The sequence below is a fragment of the uncultured Paraglaciecola sp. genome (assembly GCF_913020055.1).
Taxonomy (GTDB): Bacteria; Pseudomonadota; Gammaproteobacteria; order Enterobacterales; family Alteromonadaceae; genus Paraglaciecola.
Genome location: NZ_CAJWCF010000073.1, coordinates 1 through 24,010, shown reverse-complemented (window position 1 = coordinate 24,010; position 24,010 = coordinate 1). Strand labels below are relative to the sequence as shown.

The 24,010-nt window shown below is 40.2% G+C and carries 23 protein-coding genes; 8 read left to right on the top strand and 15 right to left on the bottom strand.

Annotated elements, in window-relative coordinates:
* Positions 1-203 precede the first annotated feature (203 nt).
* Positions 204-1,433, top strand: coding sequence for an NADH:flavin oxidoreductase/NADH oxidase family protein (locus tag QZ488_RS15055; RefSeq protein WP_293750221.1), 1,230 nt, complete (start codon positions 204-206; stop codon positions 1,431-1,433).
* On the opposite strand, the gene QZ488_RS15050 is transcribed toward QZ488_RS15055, so the two are convergent.
* From QZ488_RS15050 to smpB, 3 genes are all read right to left on the bottom strand, one after another.
* Complete coding sequence (locus QZ488_RS15050; RefSeq protein ID WP_293750219.1) at positions 1,430-2,191, bottom strand: arginine deiminase family protein; 762 nt, start codon at positions 2,189-2,191, stop codon at positions 1,430-1,432. The genes QZ488_RS15055 and QZ488_RS15050 overlap by 4 nt on opposite strands.
* A 14-nt stretch (positions 2,192-2,205) precedes the next feature.
* Entirely contained in the window at positions 2,206-3,432 is a 1,227-nt protein-coding gene (locus QZ488_RS15045) for an amino acid permease (protein WP_293750217.1), read from the bottom strand.
* 123 nt (positions 3,433-3,555) lie between these two features.
* Positions 3,556-4,032 carry an SsrA-binding protein SmpB gene (smpB, locus tag QZ488_RS15040; protein ID WP_293750215.1) on the bottom strand — a complete coding sequence of 159 codons (477 nt, stop codon included), beginning with the start codon at positions 4,030-4,032 and terminating at the stop codon, positions 3,556-3,558.
* 234 nt (positions 4,033-4,266) lie between these two features.
* Here smpB and QZ488_RS15035 point away from each other — a divergent pair, with 234 nt between their 5' ends.
* From QZ488_RS15035 to QZ488_RS15025, 3 genes are read left to right on the top strand one after another with little or no spacing between them, the layout of a single operon-like run.
* Positions 4,267-4,698, top strand: coding sequence for a type II toxin-antitoxin system RatA family toxin (locus QZ488_RS15035; RefSeq protein ID WP_293750213.1), 432 nt, complete (start codon positions 4,267-4,269; stop codon positions 4,696-4,698).
* Positions 4,699-4,704: 6 nt separating this feature from the next.
* Positions 4,705-5,049, top strand: coding sequence for an RnfH family protein (locus QZ488_RS15030; RefSeq protein WP_293750211.1), 345 nt, complete (start codon positions 4,705-4,707; stop codon positions 5,047-5,049).
* Between the two features lie 40 nt (positions 5,050-5,089).
* A complete protein-coding gene (locus tag QZ488_RS15025) occupies positions 5,090-5,590 on the top strand; it encodes a GAF domain-containing protein (protein ID WP_293750210.1) in 501 nt (166 codons plus the stop codon).
* A 142-nt stretch (positions 5,591-5,732) separates the two neighbouring features.
* Here QZ488_RS15025 and QZ488_RS15020 read toward each other — a convergent pair whose 3' ends face one another.
* Complete coding sequence (locus QZ488_RS15020; protein WP_293750209.1) at positions 5,733-6,071, bottom strand: 50S ribosome-binding protein YggL; 339 nt, start codon at positions 6,069-6,071, stop codon at positions 5,733-5,735.
* Positions 6,072-6,293: 222 nt separating this feature from the next.
* On the opposite strand from QZ488_RS15020, the gene QZ488_RS15015 reads away from it, so the two are divergent.
* Entirely contained in the window at positions 6,294-6,449 is a 156-nt protein-coding gene (locus QZ488_RS15015; protein ID WP_293750208.1) for a DUF2986 domain-containing protein, read from the top strand.
* A gap of 66 nt (positions 6,450-6,515) precedes the next feature.
* Here the strand turns inward: QZ488_RS15015 and QZ488_RS15010 are convergent, their stop codons facing one another.
* A complete protein-coding gene (locus QZ488_RS15010) occupies positions 6,516-7,196 on the bottom strand; it encodes a TIGR02453 family protein (RefSeq protein WP_293750207.1) in 681 nt (226 codons plus the stop codon).
* 59 nt (positions 7,197-7,255) lie between these two features.
* Positions 7,256-8,068 carry a pyruvate, water dikinase regulatory protein gene (locus QZ488_RS15005; RefSeq protein WP_293750206.1) on the bottom strand — a complete coding sequence of 271 codons (813 nt, stop codon included), beginning with the start codon at positions 8,066-8,068 and terminating at the stop codon, positions 7,256-7,258.
* Between the two features lie 205 nt (positions 8,069-8,273).
* Between QZ488_RS15005 and ppsA the strand changes: the two genes are divergently transcribed.
* A complete protein-coding gene (gene ppsA / locus QZ488_RS15000; protein ID WP_293750205.1) occupies positions 8,274-10,646 on the top strand; it encodes a phosphoenolpyruvate synthase in 2,373 nt (790 codons plus the stop codon).
* A gap of 72 nt (positions 10,647-10,718) precedes the next feature.
* On the opposite strand, the gene QZ488_RS14995 is transcribed toward ppsA, so the two are convergent.
* The gene (locus tag QZ488_RS14995; protein WP_293750204.1) at positions 10,719-10,940 is read right to left on the bottom strand and encodes a tellurium resistance protein TerC; all 222 of its coding nucleotides are present in this window, start codon (positions 10,938-10,940) and stop codon (positions 10,719-10,721) included.
* A 224-nt stretch (positions 10,941-11,164) separates the two neighbouring features.
* Between QZ488_RS14995 and QZ488_RS14990 the strand changes: the two genes are divergently transcribed.
* Positions 11,165-14,185, top strand: a complete 3,021-nt coding sequence (locus tag QZ488_RS14990; RefSeq protein WP_293750203.1) for an FAD-binding and (Fe-S)-binding domain-containing protein — start codon at positions 11,165-11,167, stop codon at positions 14,183-14,185.
* A gap of 63 nt (positions 14,186-14,248) precedes the next feature.
* On the opposite strand, the gene QZ488_RS14985 is transcribed toward QZ488_RS14990, so the two are convergent.
* From QZ488_RS14985 to QZ488_RS14955, 7 genes are all read right to left on the bottom strand, one after another.
* On the bottom strand, positions 14,249-14,707 hold the full coding sequence (locus tag QZ488_RS14985; RefSeq protein WP_293750202.1) for a GNAT family N-acetyltransferase: 459 nt from the start codon (positions 14,705-14,707) through the stop codon (positions 14,249-14,251).
* 34 nt (positions 14,708-14,741) lie between these two features.
* Positions 14,742-15,893, bottom strand: a complete 1,152-nt coding sequence (locus tag QZ488_RS14980) for a cupin domain-containing protein (protein ID WP_293750201.1) — start codon at positions 15,891-15,893, stop codon at positions 14,742-14,744.
* Positions 15,877-17,130: an adenylate/guanylate cyclase domain-containing protein gene (locus tag QZ488_RS14975; protein WP_293750200.1), complete on the bottom strand. Its 1,254-nt coding sequence runs from the start codon at positions 17,128-17,130 to the stop codon at positions 15,877-15,879. The genes QZ488_RS14980 and QZ488_RS14975 overlap by 17 nt, the downstream gene beginning before the upstream one ends.
* 108 nt (positions 17,131-17,238) lie before the next feature.
* Positions 17,239-18,612, bottom strand: a complete 1,374-nt coding sequence (purB, locus tag QZ488_RS14970; RefSeq protein WP_293750199.1) for an adenylosuccinate lyase — start codon at positions 18,610-18,612, stop codon at positions 17,239-17,241.
* A gap of 9 nt (positions 18,613-18,621) precedes the next feature.
* On the bottom strand, positions 18,622-19,269 hold the full coding sequence (hflD, locus tag QZ488_RS14965; protein ID WP_293750198.1) for a high frequency lysogenization protein HflD: 648 nt from the start codon (positions 19,267-19,269) through the stop codon (positions 18,622-18,624).
* The gene (gene mnmA, locus QZ488_RS14960) at positions 19,269-20,399 is read right to left on the bottom strand and encodes a tRNA 2-thiouridine(34) synthase MnmA (RefSeq protein ID WP_293750197.1); all 1,131 of its coding nucleotides are present in this window, start codon (positions 20,397-20,399) and stop codon (positions 19,269-19,271) included. The genes hflD and mnmA overlap by 1 nt, the downstream gene beginning before the upstream one ends.
* 153 nt (positions 20,400-20,552) lie before the next feature.
* Positions 20,553-21,146, bottom strand: a complete 594-nt coding sequence (locus QZ488_RS14955; protein WP_293750196.1) for a pseudouridine synthase — start codon at positions 21,144-21,146, stop codon at positions 20,553-20,555.
* 287 nt (positions 21,147-21,433) lie between these two features.
* Between QZ488_RS14955 and QZ488_RS14950 the strand changes: the two genes are divergently transcribed.
* A complete protein-coding gene (locus QZ488_RS14950) occupies positions 21,434-23,662 on the top strand; it encodes an NADP-dependent isocitrate dehydrogenase (protein ID WP_293750195.1) in 2,229 nt (742 codons plus the stop codon).
* A 99-nt stretch (positions 23,663-23,761) separates the two neighbouring features.
* Here QZ488_RS14950 and cspD read toward each other — a convergent pair whose 3' ends face one another.
* Complete coding sequence (cspD, locus tag QZ488_RS14945; RefSeq protein ID WP_007619891.1) at positions 23,762-23,980, bottom strand: cold shock domain-containing protein CspD; 219 nt, start codon at positions 23,978-23,980, stop codon at positions 23,762-23,764.
* Between the last annotated feature and the right edge of the window lie 30 nt (positions 23,981-24,010).

The window sequence follows — 24,010 nt, the reverse complement described above, 5'->3', positions numbered from 1 at the left end:
CTGCATGCACCTAAAGCGTCTAGAGTCTTGTCGAATCCAAAATCAGCCCCAAGGTGTTGGTTGCAAACCACCAACCAGAGCATTATAGCATAGGCCAGTCAGCTGTGAATACAGTGTTTATGCAAATGTTGTTACAAACCTTGTTTGAGATCAATTAAACCCTATATATTGCTTACAAATCGTTCAGAGCCAATAAACCTCATATGACATCTTCAATATTTACCGCATTTACGTTGCCCAATGGCCAAGTAATAAAAAATCGCTTAGTGAAAGCGGCAATGGAAGAGAATTTAGCTAACGTTGAACATTTACCAGACACTGTGCTTAAACGCCTTTATAAAGCGTGGGCCGATGGCGGAGTGGGGTTAATCATTACTGGAAATGTGATGATCGATCATTTAGCCATGACTGGGCCAGGTGGTGTGGTATTAGAACAAGATACTGATTTAAAACCTTTTATTGATTTGGCGCAGTTGTCACAAAGCAATGACACTAAAATTTGGATGCAAATAAACCACCCCGGAAGGCAAGTATTCAAAAAGATGGGCGGTAAGGTGTTGTCTCCTTCTGATGTGGCGCTGGATATGGGCAAACATTCCGCGATGTTTTCTACTCCTAAACCAATGGACCAGACGGAAATTGATGATGTTATTCAGAGATTTACCATTACTGCTAATAGAGCCGAAGAAGCCGGTTTTGATGGGGTTGAAATTCATGCCGCTCATGGTTATTTACTCGCCCAGTTTTTATCACCACTGACCAATAAAAGACAGGACCAATGGGGCGGTAGCCTAGAGAATCGTGCTCGTTTGTTGCTTGAAGTAGTGAAGTCAGTTAAAGCAGCATGTAGTGATAGTTTTGCTATTGCGGTCAAACTTAATTCGGCTGATTTTCAACGTGGTGGTTTTGACATTGAAGACGCGGAACAAGTCGTAAAAATGTTAGGCGAATTGAACATTGATTTAGTGGAATTGTCGGGTGGCAGTTACGAAGCACCGGCTATGCAAGGACGCACTGCAGATAACAGAACATTAGCAAGAGAAGCTTATTTTTTGGAGTTTGCTAGCAAAATAGCTGAAAACGTATCTGTACCCATTATGACCACTGGTGGAGTGCGTCGTTATGATGTGGCTAAGCAAGTAATTGATAATGGTATGCACTTAGTGGGAATGGCCAGTGCGCTAGCATTGACACCCGACTTACCAAACAAATGGCAACAAGACTCAACGATATTGGGGCATATACCTATAGTTGATTGGAAGGACAAAACGCTGAGTGGTTTAGCCACTATGGCTTTGGTTAAGCAACAGCTGCGACGAATTGGATCAGGTAAATCTCCTAATTTATCTGCATCCCCTGTGTGGGCATTAATTACTGATCAAGTACGTGCAGCCAAATTAACTAAGCGTTATAAAAAGCAGCACAAAATTTAGAATCGAAGAGATAAACAACTTAGTCCACCATCTAATTTTTGAAATTCTGACATAGCGATTTCTCGGGTTTTATACCCGAGTTGCTGAATAGCTTTTAATGCTTTGGGAAACCCTTTAGGCACGAGTACTGTGCCATTGATCCACACGCTATTGGCAGCGTAACTTTCATCTGCATCAATTTCGATTCGGTTAAATTGGGCAAAGTCTGGGTGTGAGTTCATTTCACCAAAGGTCAGTAAATTATTATCTTCTAGATAACTTAATCCTGTCTTGAGATGCAACAACTCGGACATTTCAACCATTGATCCGGTTGAGTTGTGTGTGTTGAGTATGGCAATTAGTTGTTCAGCACCTTGGGAGTTGGTACGATCTGACAATCCGATATAAAAATGGCTACCTACCATCATAATATCGCCTGCTTCAACATGACCGGGTAAGGTAATTTGCTCTAGATTGGGGTAGAACTGCTGTACAGATGATTGAATATGTTGCACTTCACCTCGGCGACTTGTCGCACCTGGATGTGTGAGAATGGCACAATGAGGTGTTAATAAAGCCACATCTTCAACAAAACACGAATCTGGATATTCTTCGAGCGAAGGTAGTATGGTGACTTTAAGACCACATTCTATTAAGGCCGCAATATAGTCTTCATGCTGTATGCATGCCAAAGTAAAATCAGGTAATCCCATATCTGCTTCAGTCAAACCATCCAACATCGCTTTACAAGGTTTGCGTACAATTGCTTGTGTGAACATAACTATTCCTAAATTTATTGATATAAAACCCACGCACCCCAAATAGCAAGCAAAGAAAAACTGCACGCTAATAAGGCAATTGAGAATTGAACATAACTAAGTGGCTGACCCTGCTTGTGATCTTGCCATTGTAATTTAATACTCGCAAGGCTAGTTGCAAGGTACACAATTAATGCCGCAAAAGTGGCAATGATCAACAAGTATTCAAAACCGTTCATCAGGGTCTTACTCGAATTTAAAAATAGCAATGTTATGGCGATAACAGCGCAACAAACTAGCGCTCGAATTGGCGTGCCTTGCTTATTTTGTTGACTAAAATAGCTGGGGAATATCTTATCTCTTGCCCCTGCGAGTAAAATCGAACCGGCTATCAAAATACACACGTTTAAGGTGCCTGCAATAGCAAACAGAGCTCCTATAGTGATAATGATGGCGCCTGTGTCACCAATGATAAGTCTTGCAGCGTCAGCAAAAGGAGACGCAGAGTTTTGCAGATCACCTAACGGCATAATTGACATAATACCCAACATAGCAATGACGTATACAGCTAACGCTGTCAGTGTGCCTAATATGGAAGCCCGAGGTATAGTTTTTTTAGGATCTATTGTGTCTTCAGCAGGTAATGTGGCGGATTCTACGCCAATAAATGCCCACATAATCAGTAAACATAAGGCGGCTACCATTTTGAATATATTACTATCGTCTGGATTAACGGCTGGAATCTCTGTGACTTCTCCAAACAAGATCCCAGCCAGACCTATCAGTAATAATGGTAGGATTTTTATGATGGTGGTGATCAGTTGCACGGCGCTGGCTTCGCGTACACCCCAAAGATTAATCGCAGTAAAAAACAGAATGATTAAAATAGAAAAAATTGTACTGTACAGTGGCTCACTCGCCAAAATTGGCAGATAATTTTGACTGTATCCTGAAAATGAAAGGGCAATAGCAGCCACTGAACTTACCAATGAAATCCAATATCCCCAGCCGACTATTGCGGCGGGGATCTTTCCAAATGCTTGTTGTACAAAAAAGTAAGGGCCACCCAATCCTGACTGGCGGGCAGATAGGTAACTGTAGCTCAACGCTAAACACATGGCTCCAAAACCTGTAACAGCCCAGCCTATAAAGCTAAAACTACCATAAGAAGCAAGTAAGGCTGGTAATGTGAATATACCTGAGCCAATCATCATGCCTGCAACCAAAGCCCAAGATCGCCAAATCCCAATGGATTTTTTCATAGGGGTCTTATTGTAGATTGTGATTAAACAGACACTACAGTAACAATGAGGTTGGTTATACTGATATCAGTAAATGAATGACTAAAAAAATTAGCCATTATTTGTTTCTAAGCCATGATGAAATTAAGCTTTATGTTTCATCATACGTTCTTTATCACGGGCCCAATCACGGTCTTTCACTGCGTCTCGTTTATCGTGTTCGTGTTTACCTTTACCTAGGCATACCTCGACTTTGACCCAGTTTTTCTTCCAATACATGGCGGTTGTTATGATCGAATACCCTTGGCGTTCGACCGAGCCAATTAACTTGTCTAACTCGCGTTTTTTGAGCAGCAATTTACGCTTGCGCGTGTCATCACAAACCACGTGGCTAGACGCTTGATTTAGTGGTTGAATAGATGAGCCAATAAGAAAGGCTTCACCCTTTTCAATAGTGACGTAACTTTCTGAAATATTAACTTTACCAGAGCGAATGCTTTTTACTTCCCAGCCTTGCAATGCCATACCGCATTCGAATTTATCTTCAAGGATGTATTGGTGGCGGGCTTTTTTATTCAGCGCAATGGTGTTATCTGTGGTTTTTGACTTCTTTTTATTCATGGGGCGGTATTATAGAGATTGTATGAAGTGGCACAACAAAAATTCCACTGTATTGTAAAGTTATTAGGTTATTAGCATCGAGGATGTTTGTTTGGATGCTAAACCTTTACTTTTTTCAGGTTGCTTGAATACATATTGATAAAAATTTAGACGACAAATGAAAGATCAACAGACCCTTTTAAACTTATGTTAATCTACAGCGGATTTTTTGGCTCGGGTAGAATAGGAGAGTAAATGGGCAACGTAACACGCAGCGCTTTGATTGCCTATAGTGCTGAGTCTATGTTCGATTTGATTAACGATGTTGAGCAATATCCAAAATTTATCCCCGGTTGTGCGGATACCAAAGTGTTAGAGCAAGATGACGATAATATGCGGGCATCACTGCTTATTTCAAAAGCGGGTGTAAGACAATGGTTTACTACCCACAATACTTTAAAGCGCGGTGAATCAATTAATATGAATTTAGTTGATGGCCCCTTTTCGAAATTATCGGGTGGTTGGACAATTAAACCTCTGAGTGAATCGGCTTGTAAAATCGAACTGAATCTAGATTTTGCATTTTCCAGTAAATTAGCGGAAATGGCCTTTGGCAAGGTGTTTAATTCTATTGCAGCTAATATGGTGGTGGCTTTTACTGAACGCGCCAAACAGATTTATGGATAATAATGTATGACAGACCAACAAATATCCCTTGAAGTGGCTTACGCTACACCAGAAAAACAAGCTTTGCTTGAAGTCGTAGTTGAACAAGGCACAACCGTTAAACAAGCTATTTTGGCTTCGGGTATTGTAAAACGTTTTCCGGATATCGATCTTGAAGTTTTAAAAGTAGGTATTTGGAATCGAACCTGTAAATTGACCGACCTACCCAAAAAAGGCGACAGAATTGAGATTTACCGTCCGTTGATTGCCGATCCTAAAGAAGCCAGGCGCCGCCGCGCTGAAAAAGCAGTTGATGAAGGCCGGGCAAATAAGGTGACGGGAGGAAGGGCAAAAGTTTTATTGGCTAAATAATAGAAAGCGATCATAATTTACCCCGAATGAGGAGTGAATTATGAAAGTGCCAATTATACCGGATAACGAAACTGAACGTCTTTGTTCTTTGTACAATCTTGCTATTCTGGATACTGCTCCTGAGCAACGTTATGATTATATTCCCGAGAAAGTAAAAAGTTATTTTAATGTTCCTATAGCGTTGATCAGTTTAGTTGACTGCGAGCGCCAATGGTTTAAATCTAGTCAAGGTCTTGATGCAACAGAAACATCTCGTGAAATTTCATTTTGTGGACATGCAATAAATCAAAATGGGGTATACATGGTAAATGATACTTTTGAGGATGAAAGGTTTAGTGATAATCCTCTTGTCATCGGTGAACCCTTTATTCGTTTTTATGCTGGGGCTCCGATTAAATCAGATGAGGGCTATTCAATTGGGACCTTATGTATAATTGATACTTCTCCTCGGATCTTGACTGAAAACGATCAGGTGTTGCTCAGAGAGTTTGCTGACATGGTTGAGAGGGAACTAAATGTACCAGATGAGACCAGAAACTAATCAAAATTAGTTTGTAAAACAGCCCTATACCCCCTCAATATTTCCACTTTAAGTCTAGCCAGTGCTGCATGTTGAATAAGGCGCGTCGCTTGCGTCCGCGCCATAAGATAATTAACGGGTGTTTTTAAAATTGGCTAAAATATTACAATTCGTAAAAAGCATCCACTAACTTGCCAATTTTCACATCTTTCACTATTTTGTGACTGTTCATTAAGGTTTCAACAGACGTTCTATCTTCTTCTGTAGCATTGCCATAACGATCTGCTGATGTGACAAATCCTTCGAATGTCTCACTGTCATTCTCAATTGTCATATAAAGATGTTGGCTACTGACTAATTCTTCCAAACTATCAAAAAACAGTCCGTAATCGGCTTCTGATGCTTTGTCTAATGTACAGCTAAACTCAAAGCCTAAAATGGCCCATTCGTCTAAATGCATTTTTTTTCTTTGACGTCTGTTTCTGGTGATTTCTTGTGACATTATATATACCTGTATAAGCTAAAATTGATGAAGAGCAATCACCTGTAACACACTGTTATTTATCAGCGCCACGTGATTATTGCGCGCATACTACCAGCTTTTGCAGTGCCATATTGAAAGAAAAACAAAAGCTGACAGGTGATGGGTTATAATGGCTAAAATGATGAGAAAAGTTGTTTAATCTCAGTTCAATCACTTCTACTTTTAAACGAAGACATTTCAATGAATAAACAAAAAAAATTAAAGCAAATACACGAAAAGCGCCTCAAAGCGGCCAAAGCTAAACGTAACCCTAACAAGAAGGCCCCGTATATTTCCAAAGCTGATAGGGAAAAGCTAGAAAATATAGAACAGTTAGAAACGCCTTTATCTGATTGATAAAAGCCAACATATAAGAGCTGTGAGTGACTAACGGTTTGTCATCAGTTCATTAATTTAAAGCTATTAAAATCGCAACCCTAAAGCCTCACATATAAACTTTTGCAATGGTTGTGCACGTCCAAAGCGACTGGCCACCATTTTGCAAAAGTCATCTTGATACAAATCACTTTCCTTTAATTGGCATATCCCTATAAAGTCTTTGCGTTTTATTTCCTCAATAAGGTCATGTTCTTTATCATACCCTTTAGGTGGACGAGTGAGTTTAGTACCAGCAAGTTCGAAATACTCGGCAAAGGGTTCATGTTCAATGGCATCGAGGTAAGGGCCGGGTTTGGTCACAATATGATCGCGAATGGCAGCCAGAGAGTCGCGGTCTGGATGCCAGGTGCCCACTCCTAGAAAAATATCATCTGCTGCGATATGTAAATAAAATCTTGGAGCGTGTACATCCTTGCCGACTTCATGGCGAAACTGTATGCCAACGTTGGTTTTGTATGGAGATTTATCTTTTGAGACGTCGTCTCGATAGATGCGCATAAGCGAACCTCCTACTTTTTTAGGACTGGCTTCGTAGTGCGGGGAGATCAACCTGATCCACTGATCCATTTGCTCTATAAAGGCCAATGCAGGTGTACGAACATGGTCTTCATATTGCTGTTTATGATCGTTAAACCAGTCACGTTGGTTATTGGCTTGAAGATCCCTTAAGAACTTAAGTAATGATGGTTCAAAATGAGTGAACATAAATTTTTTCCTTAGAGCACGGGATTACGTCAGTTGATATTTCGAAAGCTCAACAGCTCCTAGTACTTTTTACGTTGTAAACCGGTTGTCGCTAAAATTTTGGCTGAAATTTCTTCTATTGAAAACTTCGTACTATTTAGAAACGGGATTTTTTCTTTGCGGTATAGGTTTTCTACTTCTCGTAATTCCATACGACATTGCTGCAACGATGCGTATTTGCTATTCGCGCGTCGTTCTGAGCGAATTTGATGCAATCTGTCTGCTTGGATTGTTAATCCAAACAATTTGTCCTTAAAGCGTCGCAAAGATGCGGGTAAACGTAAGATGTCACCCATGTCGTCTTCGGTAAAGGGATAATTAGCTGCTTTAATACCGTATTGTAGTGCTAAATATAAGCTTGTTGGAGTTTTGCCAGATCGAGACACGCCGACTAAAATGATATCTGCTTCGTGATAATCTTTGAGATTAGAACCATCATCGTTTGCCAAAGCATAGTTGACCGCTTCAATTCGAATATCGTAGGTTTTTTCATGAATACTGTGAGTTCTATGTTTTTCTGGCTTTGACGGCACCCCCAACACTTTTTCCAATGGCGCAACAAATTGATCAAGAAAATTGTAATTAATGCCCACTGATTTTGAGACAATCTTGCGTACTTCAATATTGACGATAGTGTAAAACACTAAAGGTCTCTGATTGTCATCTTGAAAACTTTCAGATATTTTTCGAACCACCTCTTCGGCGTGATCAGCGGTTTCGACGAAGGGAATAGTGATGTGTTTAAACTCAATCGTAAACAGGGAGAGCAATGCGTGGCCAAAAACTTCTGCAGTAATGGCCGTTCCGTCTGAAATATAATAGGCAGTTCTCACAACATTTCCTTAACATTGGTGTAATTTAATTACGAAACACAATTAAATTTTACTTTCGGGATAACAACATTCTAAAATCCCCTATACAAAAGTAAAGACGTTATAAGGATGTCGTTTTTTATACTGTTTTTAATAATTTTTACTAAGTCAATTTACATAAACTAACACGATTAAATTACCAAACAATCATTTGGAGAAAGTAAGAATGCAAGAACACGTTTTGTGGTACCAACAATTAGGAATGGGAGATGTTGGCGTAGTTGGAGGCAAAAACGCGTCCTTGGGCGAGATGATTTCAAATTTAGCCAATGCAGGAGTGCAAGTACCTGGAGGATTTGCGACTACTGCTCATGCATTTAATTTATTTCTCGAACAAAGTGGCTTAGAAGCGCGAATTCATGTTTTGTTAGACGAATTAGATGTAGAGGACATTGCAGCATTAGGTAAAGCTGGTGAAACCATTCGTAATTGGATTATTGAGACTCCTTTTCTGCCTGAGTTAGAAAGTGCCATACGCGGTGCATTTGAAACGTTACAGGGTGAAGCGGGTGATGAAGCGTCTTTTGCGGTGCGCTCTTCAGCAACAGCGGAAGACATGCCAGACGCCTCTTTTGCAGGCCAACAAGAAACCTTTTTAAACGTTAAAGGTTACGACTCTGTAATGGTCGCAATCAAACACGTATTTGCTTCATTGTTTAACGACAGAGCTATTTCTTATCGTGTGCATCAGGGTTACGACCACAAAGGTGTGGCTTTATCAGCAGGCATTCAACGTATGGTGCGCAGTGACTGTTCAGCCTCAGGTGTGATGTTTTCTATTGATACGGAGTCTGGTTTTGAAGATGTTGTTTTTATTACTTCATCTTATGGCTTAGGCGAAATGGTAGTGCAAGGAGCGGTTAATCCAGACGAGTTTTATGTACACAAACCAACCTTGGCAAAAGGTTTTCCAGCTGTAGTGCGCAGAAACCTTGGTAGTAAACTTACCAAGATGATTTATTCAGAAGACTTAGAACACGGTAAACAAGTTGAAATTGTCGATATTGATGCCGCAGATAGCCGTCAGTTTTCACTGACTGACGATGAAATAATGGAATTGGCTAAACAGGCCGTCATTATTGAAAAACATTATAAACGCCCTATGGACATCGAATGGGCCAAAGATGGCATAGATGGCAAATTGTATATAGTGCAAGCCCGTCCAGAAACTGTTCGAAGTCGTGAAGACATGCAGGTTATAGAGCGCTTTATGCTTAAAGGTAAAGCTAAAACTGTGTGTGAAGGACGTGCGATTGGCCATAAAATTGGTGCAGGTGTTGCTAAAGTGCTCAAAGGCGTGGAAGAGATGGATAAAATCCAGCCGGGCGATGTGTTAGTGACCGATATGACAGATCCCGATTGGGAACCGATTATGAAAAAAGCCTCGGCGATTGTTACCAATCGTGGTGGTAGAACTTGTCATGCGGCTATTATTGCTCGCGAATTAGGTATTCCCGCTGTAGTAGGTTGTGGCAATGCGACTGCCTCGATTGAAAACGGTGATAAAATCACTGTGTCATGTGCAGAGGGTGATACAGGGTTTATATACGGCGATGTGCTTGATTTTGATGTGGTTACTTCACGCATTGATTCAATGCCAGAAATCCCACTCAAAGTAATGATGAACGTTGGCAACCCTGACAGAGCATTTGATTTTGCTCGTTTACCTCATGCTGGTGTGGGTTTGGCACGACTTGAATTTATTATCAATCGTATGATTGGTGTTCACCCCAAAGCGTTACTTAATTTTGATGAACAGCCTGATGAATTAAAAGAAGAAATCAACGATATTATTGTGGGTTATGCTTCACCCGTTGAGTTCTACATCGAAAAGTTGGTTGAAGGTATCTCAACCATCGCTTCGGCCTTTTCACCTGAAAAAGTCATAGTGCGTATGTCTGACTTTAAATCGAATGAATACTTTAACTTAGTGGGCGGTTACCAATACGAACCGGATGAAGAAAATCCAATGTTAGGTTTCCGCGGTGCCAGTCGCTATATTTCAGAAGATTTCCGTGAATGTTTTGCTTTGGAATGTGAAGCGATAAAACGGGTTCGTAATAAAATGGGCTTAACTAACGTTGAGATAATGATCCCCTTTGTGCGTACCCTTGAAGAAGGCGCAAAAGTAATAGAGTTACTTGGTGAAGAAGGCTTAGTGCAAGGCGAAAATGGCTTACGGGTTATTATGATGTGTGAGCTACCTTCGAATGCACTTTTGGCTGATCAATTCCTTGATATGTTTGATGGTTTCTCAATTGGCTCCAACGATTTAACTCAGTTAACCTTAGGTCTAGACCGAGATTCAGGTTTGATTGCTCATCTGTTTGATGAACGTAATCCTGCGGTTAAAGCATTGTTATCCATGGCAATTCAAGCAGCTAAGAAACGTGGAAAGTATGTGGGGATCTGTGGTCAAGGCCCGTCAGACCACGAAGATTTGGCCCAATGGTTGGTGGAGCAAGGTATAAATAGTGTCTCGCTCAATCCAGATACAGTAGTCGAAACTTGGTTATACCTGGGTGAAAAACACGGGTAACTGACAACACCTTAGATCAAAAAAGCCGCTAGGAATTAACTTAAGCGGCTTTTTATTCTGTGTTTTGAAGCACTAATTTTTTAATTTTCTATCCAGTAATATTTTATCTAGTTTGCGTGCCGACTTTGACATGGTGTTTTGGCACGTGCGCAACCAATCTCTAGCTTTAGGGACATCATAACTAAGCATTATTAGCCCTAGTAATAATACAAACATAGAGCCTGGTAGAATAAAAAATATAACGCCAAATGCGGCCAATAATGCACCAAATGCGATACGTAATTTTTTCTTCATGATTGCCACCTTGTGTGGATTGATATTACTTTTATGTTATTAAGAATATACCAATTAATTTTTTCTGAAAATTTGAATTGTTACAAACTATATATATCGAACTCGGATTATCTATCATATATGAGAAATCATTTGGCTTAATGTCAAAGTGATATAGAGCAAGGATGATCATTTTAGGTATAATTGCCGTTCTATTTTATATTATCAATTACTGAATTACCCCTATGCTGCCAGTGTTAGACCCTCAAGCTCTTATTGAAAGTAACTATCAGGACTTTTTGACCGATTTGGCGAAGTCGACTTTTTCTGGTGATGTTGAATATAGTTATTCCAGCCGTTTAGCGGTATCTACCGACAATTCAATTTATCAGCAACTTCCTCAGGCGGTGGTGTTCCCCAAAAATATTGAAGATTTATCACTCATTGGTAAAACAGCTAATCCTTATCGAGACGTGAAGTTTTCTGCCAGAGGCGGTGGTACTGGCACCAACGGACAATCACTTACCAGTGGAATCGTTGTGGATGTGTCGCGTTATATGAATCAAGTTTTAGAAGTGAACGCTGAGCAAAACTGGGCAAGAGTGCAGGCCGGGGTGGTGAAAGACCAATTAAATGATGTATTAAAACCATTGGGATTCTTTTTTGCGCCAGACTTGTCTACCAGTAATCGGGCAACAGTAGGTGGCATGATCAGCACCGACGCTTCAGGGCAGGGATCCCTTGTATACGGAAAAACCAGTGATCACATATTGGCTCTAACATCAGTTATGGCTGATGGCACTATTTTAAATACTGCTCCGATGGCTATAGATGAAGCCAAAGTTTTGAGCCAAAAATATACGCCAATAGCGAAAATAACTCAGCAGTTACTTGATACTTGTTTAGGTAAGCGGCAGCAGATTATAGACAAGTTTCCTCGCCTGAATCGTTTTTTAACAGGTTACGATTTAGAAAACACATTGAATCATGATTTAACTGAGTTAGATATTAGTCGTGTTATTACAGGTTCAGAAGGCTCCCTTGTTTTTGTGGCTGAGGCCAAGGTAAACATTTCACCTATTGCCAATTTTAAAGCATTGGTCAATGTTAAGTACAACTCTTTTGAATCAGCGTTAAGACATGCACCTAGTATGGTAGCGGCTAATGCTACATCAGTTGAAACAGTAGACAGTAATGTGCTTAACCTCGCTAAGCAGGACATTATTTGGCATTCAGTTGAAAGTTTGATTACCGAAGTTGAGGGTAAAACAGTACTTGGTCTTAATATGGTTGAGTATAACAGTAATGATCAAGCTGACATTGAGCAAAAAATAGCCGCTTTGAGTGCTAATTTAGATGCTGCAGAGAATCTAGGTGTGATTGGTTATCAAGTTACCTATGACCGCTCAGACATTCAAAAAATTTATGCTATGCGTAAGAAGTCAGTGGGTATTTTGGGCAAAACAAAAGGCGCTAAAAAACCCATTGCTTTTGTTGAAGATACGGCTGTTCCGCCAGAAAATTTAGCCGACTTTATTATGGAGTTTCGCGCCTTATTAGATAGCCATGGATTGAAGTACGGTATGTTTGGCCATGTGGATGCTGGGGTATTACATGTGCGCCCAGCGCTAGATATGTGCGATCCTGAACAAGAGGCGATGGTGCCAAAAATTTCAGATCAAGTGGTGGCACTTGTCGCCAAATATGGTGGTTTGATATGGGGTGAACATGGCAAAGGTTATCGTAGTGAGTATGGTCCACAGTTTTTTGGTCAGGAGTTATTTACAGAGCTGAGAAAAATTAAAACAGCCTTTGATCCGCATAACAAAATGAATCCCGGAAAAATTTGTACTCCAATAGATTCAAGTGAGTCCTTAGTAACCGTATCTGATCAAAAACGTGGAGAGTTTGATAGGCAAATTCCTATCGAGGTTAGAACATCCTTTGAACCTGCCATGAGTTGTAACGGTAATGGTTTATGTTTTAATTATGATACGACTTCACCCATGTGCCCCTCTTTTAAAATTACTGGTGATAGGCGTCATAGTCCTAAAGGCCGAGCCAGTATGGTGCGTGAGTGGCTTAGATTATTGTCAAAACAGAATATTGACGTTAATGCCCTTGAACATAACGAAGATCCACCCAGTTGGTTTGAGCGTTTTAGGAATAGCACAGATAAAAAGATTGCTAATGACTTTTCACACGAAGTATTAGAAGTGATGGAAGGATGTTTGGCCTGTAAAGCTTGCTCTAGCCAATGTCCGGTCAGTGTTGATGTGCCAAGTTTCAGATCGCGTTTTTTAAGTATCTATTATCAGCGTTACATGCGACCGGCCAAGGACCACTTAGTAGGTAATATTGAAAAGATGGCTCCATTGATGGCTAAAGCGCCTGGGTTTATCAATTTTTTCTTGCGCCAAAATTGGGTTAATCAAGTTATACGTAAATCTGTGGGTTATATCGATACACCCATTTTGTCACAGCCAACGCTTAGTCAAAGGTTGAATAATAACAACGCTGTACACTTTAACTTAGCCGCGTTGCAGGCATTAAGCCCTGAGCAACTAGCGAAAAAAGTCTGTATTGTGCAAGATCCCTTTACCAGCTTTTATGATGCCCAAGTGGTTGAGTCCTTAGTGACATTGATCACTAAATTAGGCTACGAAGCTGTTTTGTTACCTTTTATGCCAAACGGCAAACCTCAACATGTAAAAGGCTTTTTAAAGGAATTTGCACATACCGCAAAAACGGCGGCAGAACTTTTGAATCAACTAGATGCTTTGAATCTACCAATGATTGGCGTCGATCCGTCTATGGTACTGTGTTATCGCGACGAATATAGCAAAGTGCTAGGTGAAAGCCGTGGAGAGTTTAAAGTACAACTGGTTCACGAGTGGTTAATACAACTTGAACTGCCCAAAGTGAATCCAGGTAAAACCCAAAACTATGCACTGTTTGGCCATTGCAGCGAAAAAACAGCGTTGCCTACCAGTGAAAAACAGTGGCAACAGATATTCCAAAAAACAGGCTTAAATTTATCGGCGGTGTCAGTAGGGTGTTGCGGTATGGCCGGAACTTTTGGCCACGAAGCAAGTCATTTGCATGAGTCTACTGGTATTTATCAATTAAGTTGGCAACAAGCTGTGAGTCAATTTGAACCAGAACAAATAGTAGCTACCGGGTATTCATGTCGTAGTCAGGTGGCCAGGTTTGAAGAATTTAAACCGAAACATCCGTTACAAGTATTGGCAATGAGTTTCGAATAATGTGAGGAAAAGCCGCTAGGGCAAAGATTAGATTAATCTACTGCTATTAATTCTACTCTTACCCTAGTGCGTAAGTTCTACTCTTTCGAGTGTAAAGTCTTTAAGGCTGCACAACATACCTTGTCGCGCGACACCTGCATCCATAAACACTGTACCGACTGGACGGAATCCCTGTTGTTGATAATAGTTAACACCTTCCAACTCACACTGTACTAAGACATCCTGCAGACCATGCTGCCGGGCGATATTAAGCAATGCATTAAAGAGTGCTTGATATACTTCTGGGCCTCTAAATTCGGGCTCAACCGCTATGCGACCTATTTCTCCTGAGGGAGTAATACGACCAGTCGCTACTTCTTGATTGTGTTCGTTCACCACTAATACATGAAATGCAATGCTATCTTGATGATCAAACTCGTATTCCGCTGGAATACGCCATTGGCAAACAAATACTTTTTCTCTAATCTTTTTAAGTTTGTGTTGTTCGTTCCCCCAATCGACGTTTTTCGCAATAAACGTCATGTGGTCTCTCCTAGTAATAATACCCTTAGGTATTTTAATCATCAGGATACCAATACCCTGAATTAACCAGTGTAGTGACTAATTGTGTAAAAAAAATACTACTTTGGTATACATTTGCATTTTTGAGATGAAAAATCGGGCAATTTAGAAAGTCTATGACTAACTCTTTGTCTTCGAGTGGCACTGAAAATGCTTCGCCTTGGATATAAAAGATAAATTCTTGAATACTGGAGGATTGTTGTTCAACAAAAACTGCCTTAATGCCAGGGCTTCGAAAAAATTGCACTCCTGTCTTCAGCTTTTCTGCAATTTCTTGATCTGTAAATTGTTGTATGTCTTGTTCTTCAAACTCTTGTTTTTCAACACTTTGACTTAAGAATTGGGCAGTCCAATTAGAAAACTGATCGGTTTCTAACAGTTGTTGTAACATGAGCCTAAACCTTGCAACTTCTTGTAGTTTTATTTCACCACTGAAATCTCGAAGTACGAGTTCTTTATCAGTATAACGCTCATTAAATAGCTCGTTATCAATGGCGTAGTCAGCTAAAGATGACAACATTTCTTGTTGAGAAGGCGCGCGAAAACCAACTGAATAATTTAGGCATTCTTCTAGAGCCTCGCCGTTATGGGGATGGTTGGCCGGAATGTATATGATGTCTCCCGGTAATAGAACTTGATCGATAACGGGTTCAAAACCAGTAATTTGCGATAAGTCTTTATGCGGGCGGACTGATTCAAAGTTTCCTGGTAAGCCAACCTGCCAGCGCCTTGATCCTTTGCCTTGAATGATAAATACATCGTATTGGTCGAGATGTGGGCCAACGCCTGCCTGTTTATTTGAAAAACTCACCATCAGGTCGTCCATTCGCCAGTGAGGGATAAAATCAAAGGCTCGCATCAGTTCGTCTGCTTCGGGAATAAAGTGGTCTACCGACTGCACCAATAAACTCCAAGCACCTAAACAGTATTGATTAATGTCTTCAAATGGCCCGTGACTCACCTGCCATGATTCCAATGTTTTACTGACTATCCTTGAATCAACTGATGGTTCTTGGCTTAAACCGGCTAAGTCGTTTTCATCTAGAGGATCAATGAAATCGGCGAAACCTTGTTTGATTACCAGCGGTTTCTTTTGCCAGTATTGGCTAAGAAATTGTTTTATGTCGATATTATTTAACGAGTACATGTGTCTCCAAGTTATTTTTTCTGCCTAATAACCAATAAGTTGTTACCCATCCCACTCCCTTAACGTCTACACCTCCGCGTTTATTGAAACGAAAATGCGCTTTGGTGAGTTCGTAGGTGGATTCTGTGGTTTGAATTCTATTACATAAACCATGACTTTCCATACGTGAAGCTAAATTAACAGCCTCGCCCCATAGGTCATAGCTGAATTTGTTTTTGCCAATGACCCCAGCAACCACTTCACCACACCCTATTCCAATTCGTAAACCAGTGTGTAAATGATATTTTTTGCAAATACCATCAAATGCATCTTGCATATCAAGGGCACAGTGACAGCATTGAGAGGCATGAATTGAATTAATAACAGGTAAACCTCCGGCCACCATATAACCATCACCGCTGGTTTTTATTTTTTCTAAACCGTATTTTTGAGTCAGTGTATCGAATAAACAAAACACTTCATTCAATAGGCCAATAAGCTGTTGTGGCGAAAGGTTTTTGCACAGCGGAGTGAAGTTTTGGATGTCGGCAAATAAAATACTAACCTGTTCAAAATAGTCGGCAATTAAAGTAGGAGAACTCTTTAACCTTTGAGCAATACTGCTGGGTAAAATATTCAGAAGAAGACGTTCAGAACGGTTCTTTTCTTCTGCCAGTTTTTGCCAACTACGATTGACATTTTTCCACAGATGAAAGCTACACAATAGGCAAGACAGAGCAAACAAGCTGGCACATGACAGTCTAAATACTTGCTGGTGTAAGGATGTTGATTGGAGGTCGAGCGGAAAATTAAACCTGACTTCAAAACCTACAAATAGTAAACACAGACTAGCTATCACCAAGACCATTATTGTTTTTTCATTTTCATAAAAAAAGAACGGGCTGATAAAAACAGCTAATAGAAAAAAGTACTGAATATTCAGATTGGTTTGCCAAAGTAAACAGGACAGAAAAATATCAAGGGTATAAATGAAAATCAGCAATATCTTAGCCGATTTGTAAACCTTGAGAGTGTTTAAGATAGGAACAGTTGTTAGTAAAATGACAGTACTAAATACAATTGTTAATTCGTACCAAGCTGTATCATCCCAGAAATAAATGGCAGTGGGTAGTTGCAATAAAGAAACACAAATAACCAAGATTGCTACAATATTGGTCAAACGAACTGGATTGATGTTTTCGGAAGGTTGTGGGGTGATGCCAGCATTAACCCATACTTTTAGGGCTGTTGTAACCATTTTTAAATCCCTTTAAAAATTGGAGTGAAAACTAAGTGTAGTTCACTCCATCATTTTTGGGATGCAGATTTAAACTGCCGGTTTGCTCAGGCTTAACCAGTATTGAAGCTATTTTTCTAACTGTTCAACAAACTCAATTGCTCGGCCAATATAATTGGCTGGGCTAAGTGTTTTAAGTTGTGCCTTGGCATTATCGGGTAGCGCTAAAGTATCGATGAAATCAGCCATTATTTGTTGGTTGATTTTTTTACCGCGAGTTAACTCTTTAAGTTTTTCGTAAGGTTTTTCAATACCATAACGGCGCATAACGGTTTGCACTGGTTCGGCCAATAATTCCCAATTGTTATCTAATTCATTTAGCAGGCTCTGTTCATTAACCTCTAGTTTGCTAATGCCTTTTAAAGACGACTGAAAAGCAATAACTGAATAACCCACACCTACACCTAAATTTCTCAATACGGTTGAGTCAGTTAAGTCACGTTGCCATCTAGAAACAGGTAATTTACTAGCTAGATGACCAAACATAGCATTGGCTAGACCTAAATTACCTTCTGAGTTTTCAAAATCGATTGGGTTAACTTTATGTGGCATGGTGGATGAACCAATTTCACCCGCAATGGTTTTTTGTTTAAAGTGACCAAGGGCAATATAACCCCAAACGTCTCTATCAAAGTCTAATAAAATGGTATTAAAGCGAGCAATTGCATCAAACAACTCTGCAATATAATCATGTGGTTCAATTTGAGTAGTAAACTCATTTAAAGTAATACCTAGGCTATTCACAAATTCTTCTGCAAAGGTGTGCCAATCTAATTCAGGGTAGGCGCTAAGGTGTGCATTATAGTTGCCCACAGCACCATTAATTTTGCCTAACATTTGTACTTGTGCAATTTGATCTCGTTGACGTTGCAAACGGATCATCACGTTGGCCATCTCTTTACCCATAGTAGTAGGCGAGGCCGGTTGTCCGTGAGTGCGGGCCATCATAGGCACTGTTTTTAACTCGATAGCTAAACGTTTCAACTCAGAAATTAATTTGTCGCAGTAGGGTAAAATCACTTCGTCACGTGCTTCGCTTAACATCAAAGCATGAGACAGGTTGTTGATGTCTTCTGATGTACAAGCAAAGTGAATAAATTCATTTACGGCTTGAAGTTCAGGCGTGTCCGCTACTTTTTCTTTTAAAAAGTACTCTACCGCTTTGACATCGTGATTAGTGGTGCGTTCGATGTCTTTAATACGCTGTGCATCTTCTTCAGAAAAGTCACTGACAATCTTATCTAGAAAGCTATTAGCTTGTGAGCTTAGTGCTGGCACTTCTTGAATGTCAGCGGCTGCCGCTAATTTTTGTAACCAACGTACTTCTACTACTACGCGGTATTTGAGCAGGCCAAACTCGCTAAAAATGTGTCTTAACTCAACTGTTTTGCTCCCGTAACGTCCGTCTACTGGGGAAACTGCGGTGAGTGCAGATAAGTTCATGAAATACTCCTAATTTGGCGTGCTAAAGTTATGTAAAGTGTGTTCTGCGCTATCTAAAATCTGTTGGCGATTAAATAGAATATGTCGGCGTTTACCGCCTAATTGTCGCCATAATACCGCTGCACGTATGCCAGCTAATAATGTGGCGCGTACGCGATGTTGATTGTCGGGGCGTTTTAATATTTCCGGATCACCGGCCACCTGAATTTTTCTGGATACGGGGCTAATCACATCAGTATAAATACTGGCTAAGTTACTCAACATTTGACTGTCGGAAATATCTAAATGCAGTTGCTGTCTTTGAATGTTCGAGATACGTTCGCCTAAGACTGACATGACCTTTTTATTAGCACTAAGTTTACGTTCAATGGATAATAAATTAGCGATATAACGGGTGACTTCTACATCTTTGTTGGTGGATTGGTTGCTCAGCTGGTCAAGCAATGTTTGATAACCTAAAGCTAATTGATTGACATCACCGAATACTTGTTCGGTATTGTCTGAACTAGTAATTGAAATACTATTTAACGATGTGGTTAAAGCTTGTTTATCAAATTCATTGCTACGGGCGATTTGTTTGACTAACGCTGCGGCTTGACATAAGCCTGCCAAGGCAATGTTGCTTTCATAAAATCGATGATGATTATTGTTGCTCATTAACGGATATAATTCTCAATTATGCCACCACCCAAACAAACCTCGTTTTTGTAAAAAACAGCAGATTGACCTGGTGTGACAGCTTTTTGTGGTTCATCGAATTCAACCAAAATACTGCCATCGGAATGAGGCGTGATTTGACATGGAATATATTGTTGCCGATAACGGGTTTTGACCGAACATCTGATCGCTTGTTGCGGACCTTTGCGATCCACCCAGTGCAATTGATTCGCTACTAACCCAGTTGAGTAAAGGCGAGGGTGATTGGCGCCTTGGCCTACAATCAGTACGTTTCGCTCGATATCTTTATCTACAACGTACCAAGGCGCTTCGCCATACTCTTTCATACCACCAATCAATAGGCCTTTTCGTTGGCCTAAGGTGTGGTACATCAAACCTTCGTGTTTGCCAATTATTTTACCTTCAGCGGTTTCAATTTCACCGGGCTGTGCTGGTAAATATTGAGCTAAAAAGTCTTTAAATTTACGCTCGCCAATAAAACAAATACCGGTGCTGTCTTTTTTATCGTGAGTGACTAAGTCTTGTTCTAAGGCAATTTCTCGTACTTTGGGCTTTTCCAAGTGGCCAATGGGAAACAGAGTTTGCGCCACATGTTGCTCACCTAAAGTATACAAAAAGTAGCTTTGATCTTTGTTGTCATCTAAACCACGCAACATCTGCCAGTTGCCAGACTCGTTTGAACGCTGCACATAATGACCAGTGGCAATGTAATCTGCGTTTAACTCTTCTGCAGCAAATTCAAGAAACGCCTTAAATTTTATTTCTTTATTGCACATAATGTCAGGATTAGGCGTACGACCTGCTTTGTACTCTGCTAAAAAGTACTCAAACACATTATCCCAATATTCTGCCGCAAAGTTAATGGTGTGTAGGGTAATACCTAACTTATCGGATACAGCTTGGGCATCTTTTAAGTCTTCAGCAGCGGCACAATACTCATCATTGTCATCTTCTTCCCAATTCTTCATAAACAAACCTTCCACTTGGTAACCTTGCTCTTTCAGAAGATAAGCTGAGACAGAGGAATCGACACCACCAGACATGCCAACCACTACTTTTATTTGGCTGTTGTCACGAGTGTCAGTGCTGCTTTGGGAAGTTGTTGTCATAGATTTTGAATTTGAATATTAGAGGCTGAAAAATGGATGCGAAGTTTAGCAGCTCTTTAATGGGAAATCATCTGGTTAATCAGGGGATTTGGCTATATGAAAGTTGTTGTTTGTAAGTGAGTTTTTTAAAGCCTCAAATGCAAATTTGAGGCTTTAAAAAACTTCAACATACTCCCCATTCCCAATCCCATCAATACTCCATTCCCCCACGCTATATCGAATTAAACGCAAAGTAGGAAAGCCAATATGTGCAGTCATGCGCCTAACCTGACGATTTCGGCCTTCGGAAATTGTGATGGATAACCAACTAGTCGGTTTGTTTTGCCTAAAACGTACAGGCGGATTGCGATCCCATAGTTCTGGTTCATCGACTAATTCGATTTTGGCAGGTTGAGTCATGCCGTCTTTTAAGTTAACCCCGTTACGTAATTGCTCTAAATCATGGGGTTGAGGAATGCCTTCAACTTGTACCCAGTAAGTTTTGGCTGTTTTAAACTTGGGTGAGGCGAGTTTGTTTTGTAATTTTCCGTCGTTGGTTAATACCAATAACCCTTCGCTGTCTTTATCTAATCGACCCGCAGCGTAAATATCTGGAATGGGAATGAAATCTTTAAGGGTTTGCCTGCCTTCTTGGTCAGTAAATTGGGTCAGCACATTGAAAGGTTTGTTAAATAATACAACCCGTGTTTTCGCTGGGGCTGATTTTGTTGTTTTATTTTTAGACAGTGGGTAAGGCTTATTTGACATATTTAATAACTGAGTAAGACCGTAAATTGACTATTTGATAGACATTATTGAGCGAAAGTGTGGTTTACAGTATAAATTATGTAAGCAAAACTTGTACTTAATTGATCAACCCCTATATTATTTACTGTCCGTCTGGGTACGGTCTGTTTATAATAGGTCAAGATTAGACATTTTTTAACTTCGGTACAAAACACCAATCCATAGCGTTACAACGATGTGACTTTGTGAGTTTTTAACACGCGCAAATGATGGGTTGTCAGTGCTTTGCCATTAACAAGAGGCTTATAATGACGATTTCCAAGTCAAAGATTATCTACACTAAAACGGACGAAGCGCCGGCACTTGCTACTTATTCACTGCTTCCTATTATTCGTAGCTTTACTTCAAGTGCAGGGATTGAAGTTGAATTAAGTGATATTTCATTAGCAGCACGTATCTTGTCTATACTCGGTGATCTTCTTCCTGCCGAACAACAAGTGCCTGATGCTTTGGCTGAATTAGGGGCTTTGACCCAAGAAGCATCAACTAATATTATTAAGTTGCCTAACGTGAGTGCTTCGATTCCTCAGTTAAAAGCAGCGATTAAAGAATTAAAGAGCAAAGGTTTTGATATTCCTGAGTTTCCTGAAGATCCTAAAACGGATCAAGAAAAGGATATTCAAGCTCGTTACGGTAAAGTGCTAGGTAGTGCTGTAAACCCAGTGTTGCGTGAAGGTAACTCTGACCGCCGTGCACCTGTTGCAGTAAAAAATTATGCTAAGCGCCACCCACATTCAATGGGCGTTTGGAGTCAAGCCTCTCAAACTCACGTTGCACATATGCGTAAAGGTGATTTTTACTCAGGCGAAAAGTCAGTCACTGTTGCGAAAGCAGGCTTTGTAAATATCGAATTCACTGATAAATCAGGAAAAGTCACTGTACTTAAACCTAAAGTAGATTTGTTAGCTGGCGAAGTAATTGACGGCATGTGCATGAGCAAAAAAGCATTATGTGAGTTTTTTGAAGAACAAATTGAAGATGCTAAAAATACTGGTGTGTTGTTCTCGTTGCACGTAAAAGCGACCATGATGAAAGTGTCGCATCCCATCGTATTTGGCCATTGTGTTAAAGTTTTCTATAAGAAATTATTTGATAAGTACCAGACTTTGTTTGATGAGTTGGGTGTTAATCCTAATAACGGTTTAGGCAGTGTATACGACAAAATCTCGACTTTACCTCAGTCACAAATAGCTGAGATAGAGCGTGATATTAACGCTTGTTACGCTGATCGTCCTCCTATCGCTATGGTTAATTCAGATAAAGGTATTTCTAACCTACATGTACCAAGTGACGTAATTGTTGATGCATCTATGCCTGCAATGATCAGAAGTTCTGGGCAAATGTGGGGACCAGATGGAAAGTTACATGATACAAAAGCGGTAATTCCAGAAAGTACGTATGCCACTATTTATCAAGAAACTATCAATTTCTGTAAGACTCATGGTGCATTTGATCCTACTACAATGGGCACAGTGCCTAATGTTGGTTTGATGGCTCAAAAAGCTGAAGAGTATGGTTCACACGATAAAACCTTTGAAATGACTGGTGACGGTAAAGTACAAGTTGTTGACCAAGACGGTACAGTTCTTATCGAGCATGCTGTTGAAGAAGGTGATATCTGGAGAATGTGTCAAGCCAAAGACGCGCCTATTCGTGATTGGGTTAAATTGGCTGTTAATCGTGCTCGTCAATCTGGTATGCCAACCGTATTTTGGTTGGATGACGAAAGAGCCCACGATGCTCAAATGATTTTAAAAGTAACAGAGTATCTTAAAGACCACGATACTAGCGGTCTAGATATTTCTATTATGTCTCCTGTTCGCGCTATCCGTTTCTCAATGGAAAGAGCAATTCGTGGCTTAGATACTATCTCTGTAACAGGTAACGTTTTACGAGACTACTTGACAGATTTGTTCCCAATCTTAGAATTGGGAACCAGTGCTAAGATGTTGTCTATCGTGCCTCTAATGGCTGGTGGCGGATTGTTCGAAACTGGAGCGGGTGGTTCTGCACCTAAACACGTTCAGCAATTTGTTGAAGAAGGGCATTTACGTTGGGATTCGCTGGGTGAGTTCTTAGCCTTAGCGGTATCTCTTGAAGACTTAGCCATCAAAACTGACAACAGCAAAGCAAAAGCTTTGGCCACTGCTTTAGACCAAGCGACCGAAAAATTGCTAACTGAAGGTAAATCACCTTTACGTAAAGCTGGTCAATTGGATAACAGAGGTAGTCATTTCTATTTAGCTATGTACTGGGCTGAAGCATTAGTTAATCAGACTGGTGACCAAGAATTAACTACCAAATTTAAATCTTTATTTGATTCGTTATCCGCCAACGAAAGCAAAATAATGGCAGAGATTGATGCAACTCAAGGAAAGGCAGCTGACATTGGTGGTTATTACTACCCAGATGATGCCTTAACAACTAAAGCAATGTGCCCAAGTGCTACATTGAATAATTTGTTAGCAACCAGTTAATTGATACGCCCTGTTTACGGGGCGATTACTTAAGTGCTAACTACACACATACAAAAAAGCAGACTTAGATGTCTGCTTTTTTATATTTTAGATAATAATTTATCTTTCAGGCTCACCTTTGAAATCAATATTTTCTGCATGTAAGCCTTTTGGACCTTGTTGCACTTCATATTTGACTTCTTGGCCTGCTTTGAGAGAGCGATAGCCCTCCATCTGTATAGTTGAATAATGGGCGAATATATCTTCACCACCGTCATCGGGTACAATAAAACCAAAACCTTTTGCATTATTGAACCATTTTACTTTGCCGACTGCCATACTTCTGCTTCCTTTTAATCCCTTGAACTA

Bases quoted from the DNA above. Each gene is read 5' to 3' on its own strand.
- QZ488_RS15055 (WP_293750221.1), top strand. From the start codon at position 204: ATGACATCTTCAATATTTACCGCATTTACGTTGCCCAATGGCCAAGTA.
- QZ488_RS15050 (WP_293750219.1), bottom strand. From the start codon at position 2,191: ATGTTCACACAAGCAATTGTACGCAAACCTTGTAAAGCGATGTTGGAT.
- QZ488_RS15045 (WP_293750217.1), bottom strand. From the start codon at position 3,432: ATGAAAAAATCCATTGGGATTTGGCGATCTTGGGCTTTGGTTGCAGGC.
- smpB (WP_293750215.1), bottom strand. From the start codon at position 4,032: ATGAATAAAAAGAAGTCAAAAACCACAGATAACACCATTGCGCTGAAT.
- QZ488_RS15035 (WP_293750213.1), top strand. From the start codon at position 4,267: ATGGGCAACGTAACACGCAGCGCTTTGATTGCCTATAGTGCTGAGTCT.
- QZ488_RS15030 (WP_293750211.1), top strand. From the start codon at position 4,705: ATGACAGACCAACAAATATCCCTTGAAGTGGCTTACGCTACACCAGAA.
- QZ488_RS15025 (WP_293750210.1), top strand. From the start codon at position 5,090: ATGAAAGTGCCAATTATACCGGATAACGAAACTGAACGTCTTTGTTCT.
- QZ488_RS15020 (WP_293750209.1), bottom strand. From the start codon at position 6,071: ATGTCACAAGAAATCACCAGAAACAGACGTCAAAGAAAAAAAATGCAT.
- QZ488_RS15015 (WP_293750208.1), top strand. From the start codon at position 6,294: ATGAATAAACAAAAAAAATTAAAGCAAATACACGAAAAGCGCCTCAAA.
- QZ488_RS15010 (WP_293750207.1), bottom strand. From the start codon at position 7,196: ATGTTCACTCATTTTGAACCATCATTACTTAAGTTCTTAAGGGATCTT.
- ppsA (WP_293750205.1), top strand. From the start codon at position 8,274: ATGCAAGAACACGTTTTGTGGTACCAACAATTAGGAATGGGAGATGTT.
- QZ488_RS14995 (WP_293750204.1), bottom strand. From the start codon at position 10,940: ATGAAGAAAAAATTACGTATCGCATTTGGTGCATTATTGGCCGCATTT.
- QZ488_RS14990 (WP_293750203.1), top strand. From the start codon at position 11,165: ATGCTGCCAGTGTTAGACCCTCAAGCTCTTATTGAAAGTAACTATCAG.
- QZ488_RS14985 (WP_293750202.1), bottom strand. From the start codon at position 14,707: ATGACGTTTATTGCGAAAAACGTCGATTGGGGGAACGAACAACACAAA.
- QZ488_RS14980 (WP_293750201.1), bottom strand. From the start codon at position 15,893: ATGTACTCGTTAAATAATATCGACATAAAACAATTTCTTAGCCAATAC.
- QZ488_RS14975 (WP_293750200.1), bottom strand. From the start codon at position 17,130: ATGGTTACAACAGCCCTAAAAGTATGGGTTAATGCTGGCATCACCCCA.
- purB (WP_293750199.1), bottom strand. From the start codon at position 18,612: ATGAACTTATCTGCACTCACCGCAGTTTCCCCAGTAGACGGACGTTAC.
- hflD (WP_293750198.1), bottom strand. From the start codon at position 19,269: ATGAGCAACAATAATCATCATCGATTTTATGAAAGCAACATTGCCTTG.
- mnmA (WP_293750197.1), bottom strand. From the start codon at position 20,399: ATGACAACAACTTCCCAAAGCAGCACTGACACTCGTGACAACAGCCAA.
- QZ488_RS14955 (WP_293750196.1), bottom strand. From the start codon at position 21,146: ATGTCAAATAAGCCTTACCCACTGTCTAAAAATAAAACAACAAAATCA.
- QZ488_RS14950 (WP_293750195.1), top strand. From the start codon at position 21,434: ATGACGATTTCCAAGTCAAAGATTATCTACACTAAAACGGACGAAGCG.
- cspD (WP_007619891.1), bottom strand. From the start codon at position 23,980: ATGGCAGTCGGCAAAGTAAAATGGTTCAATAATGCAAAAGGTTTTGGT.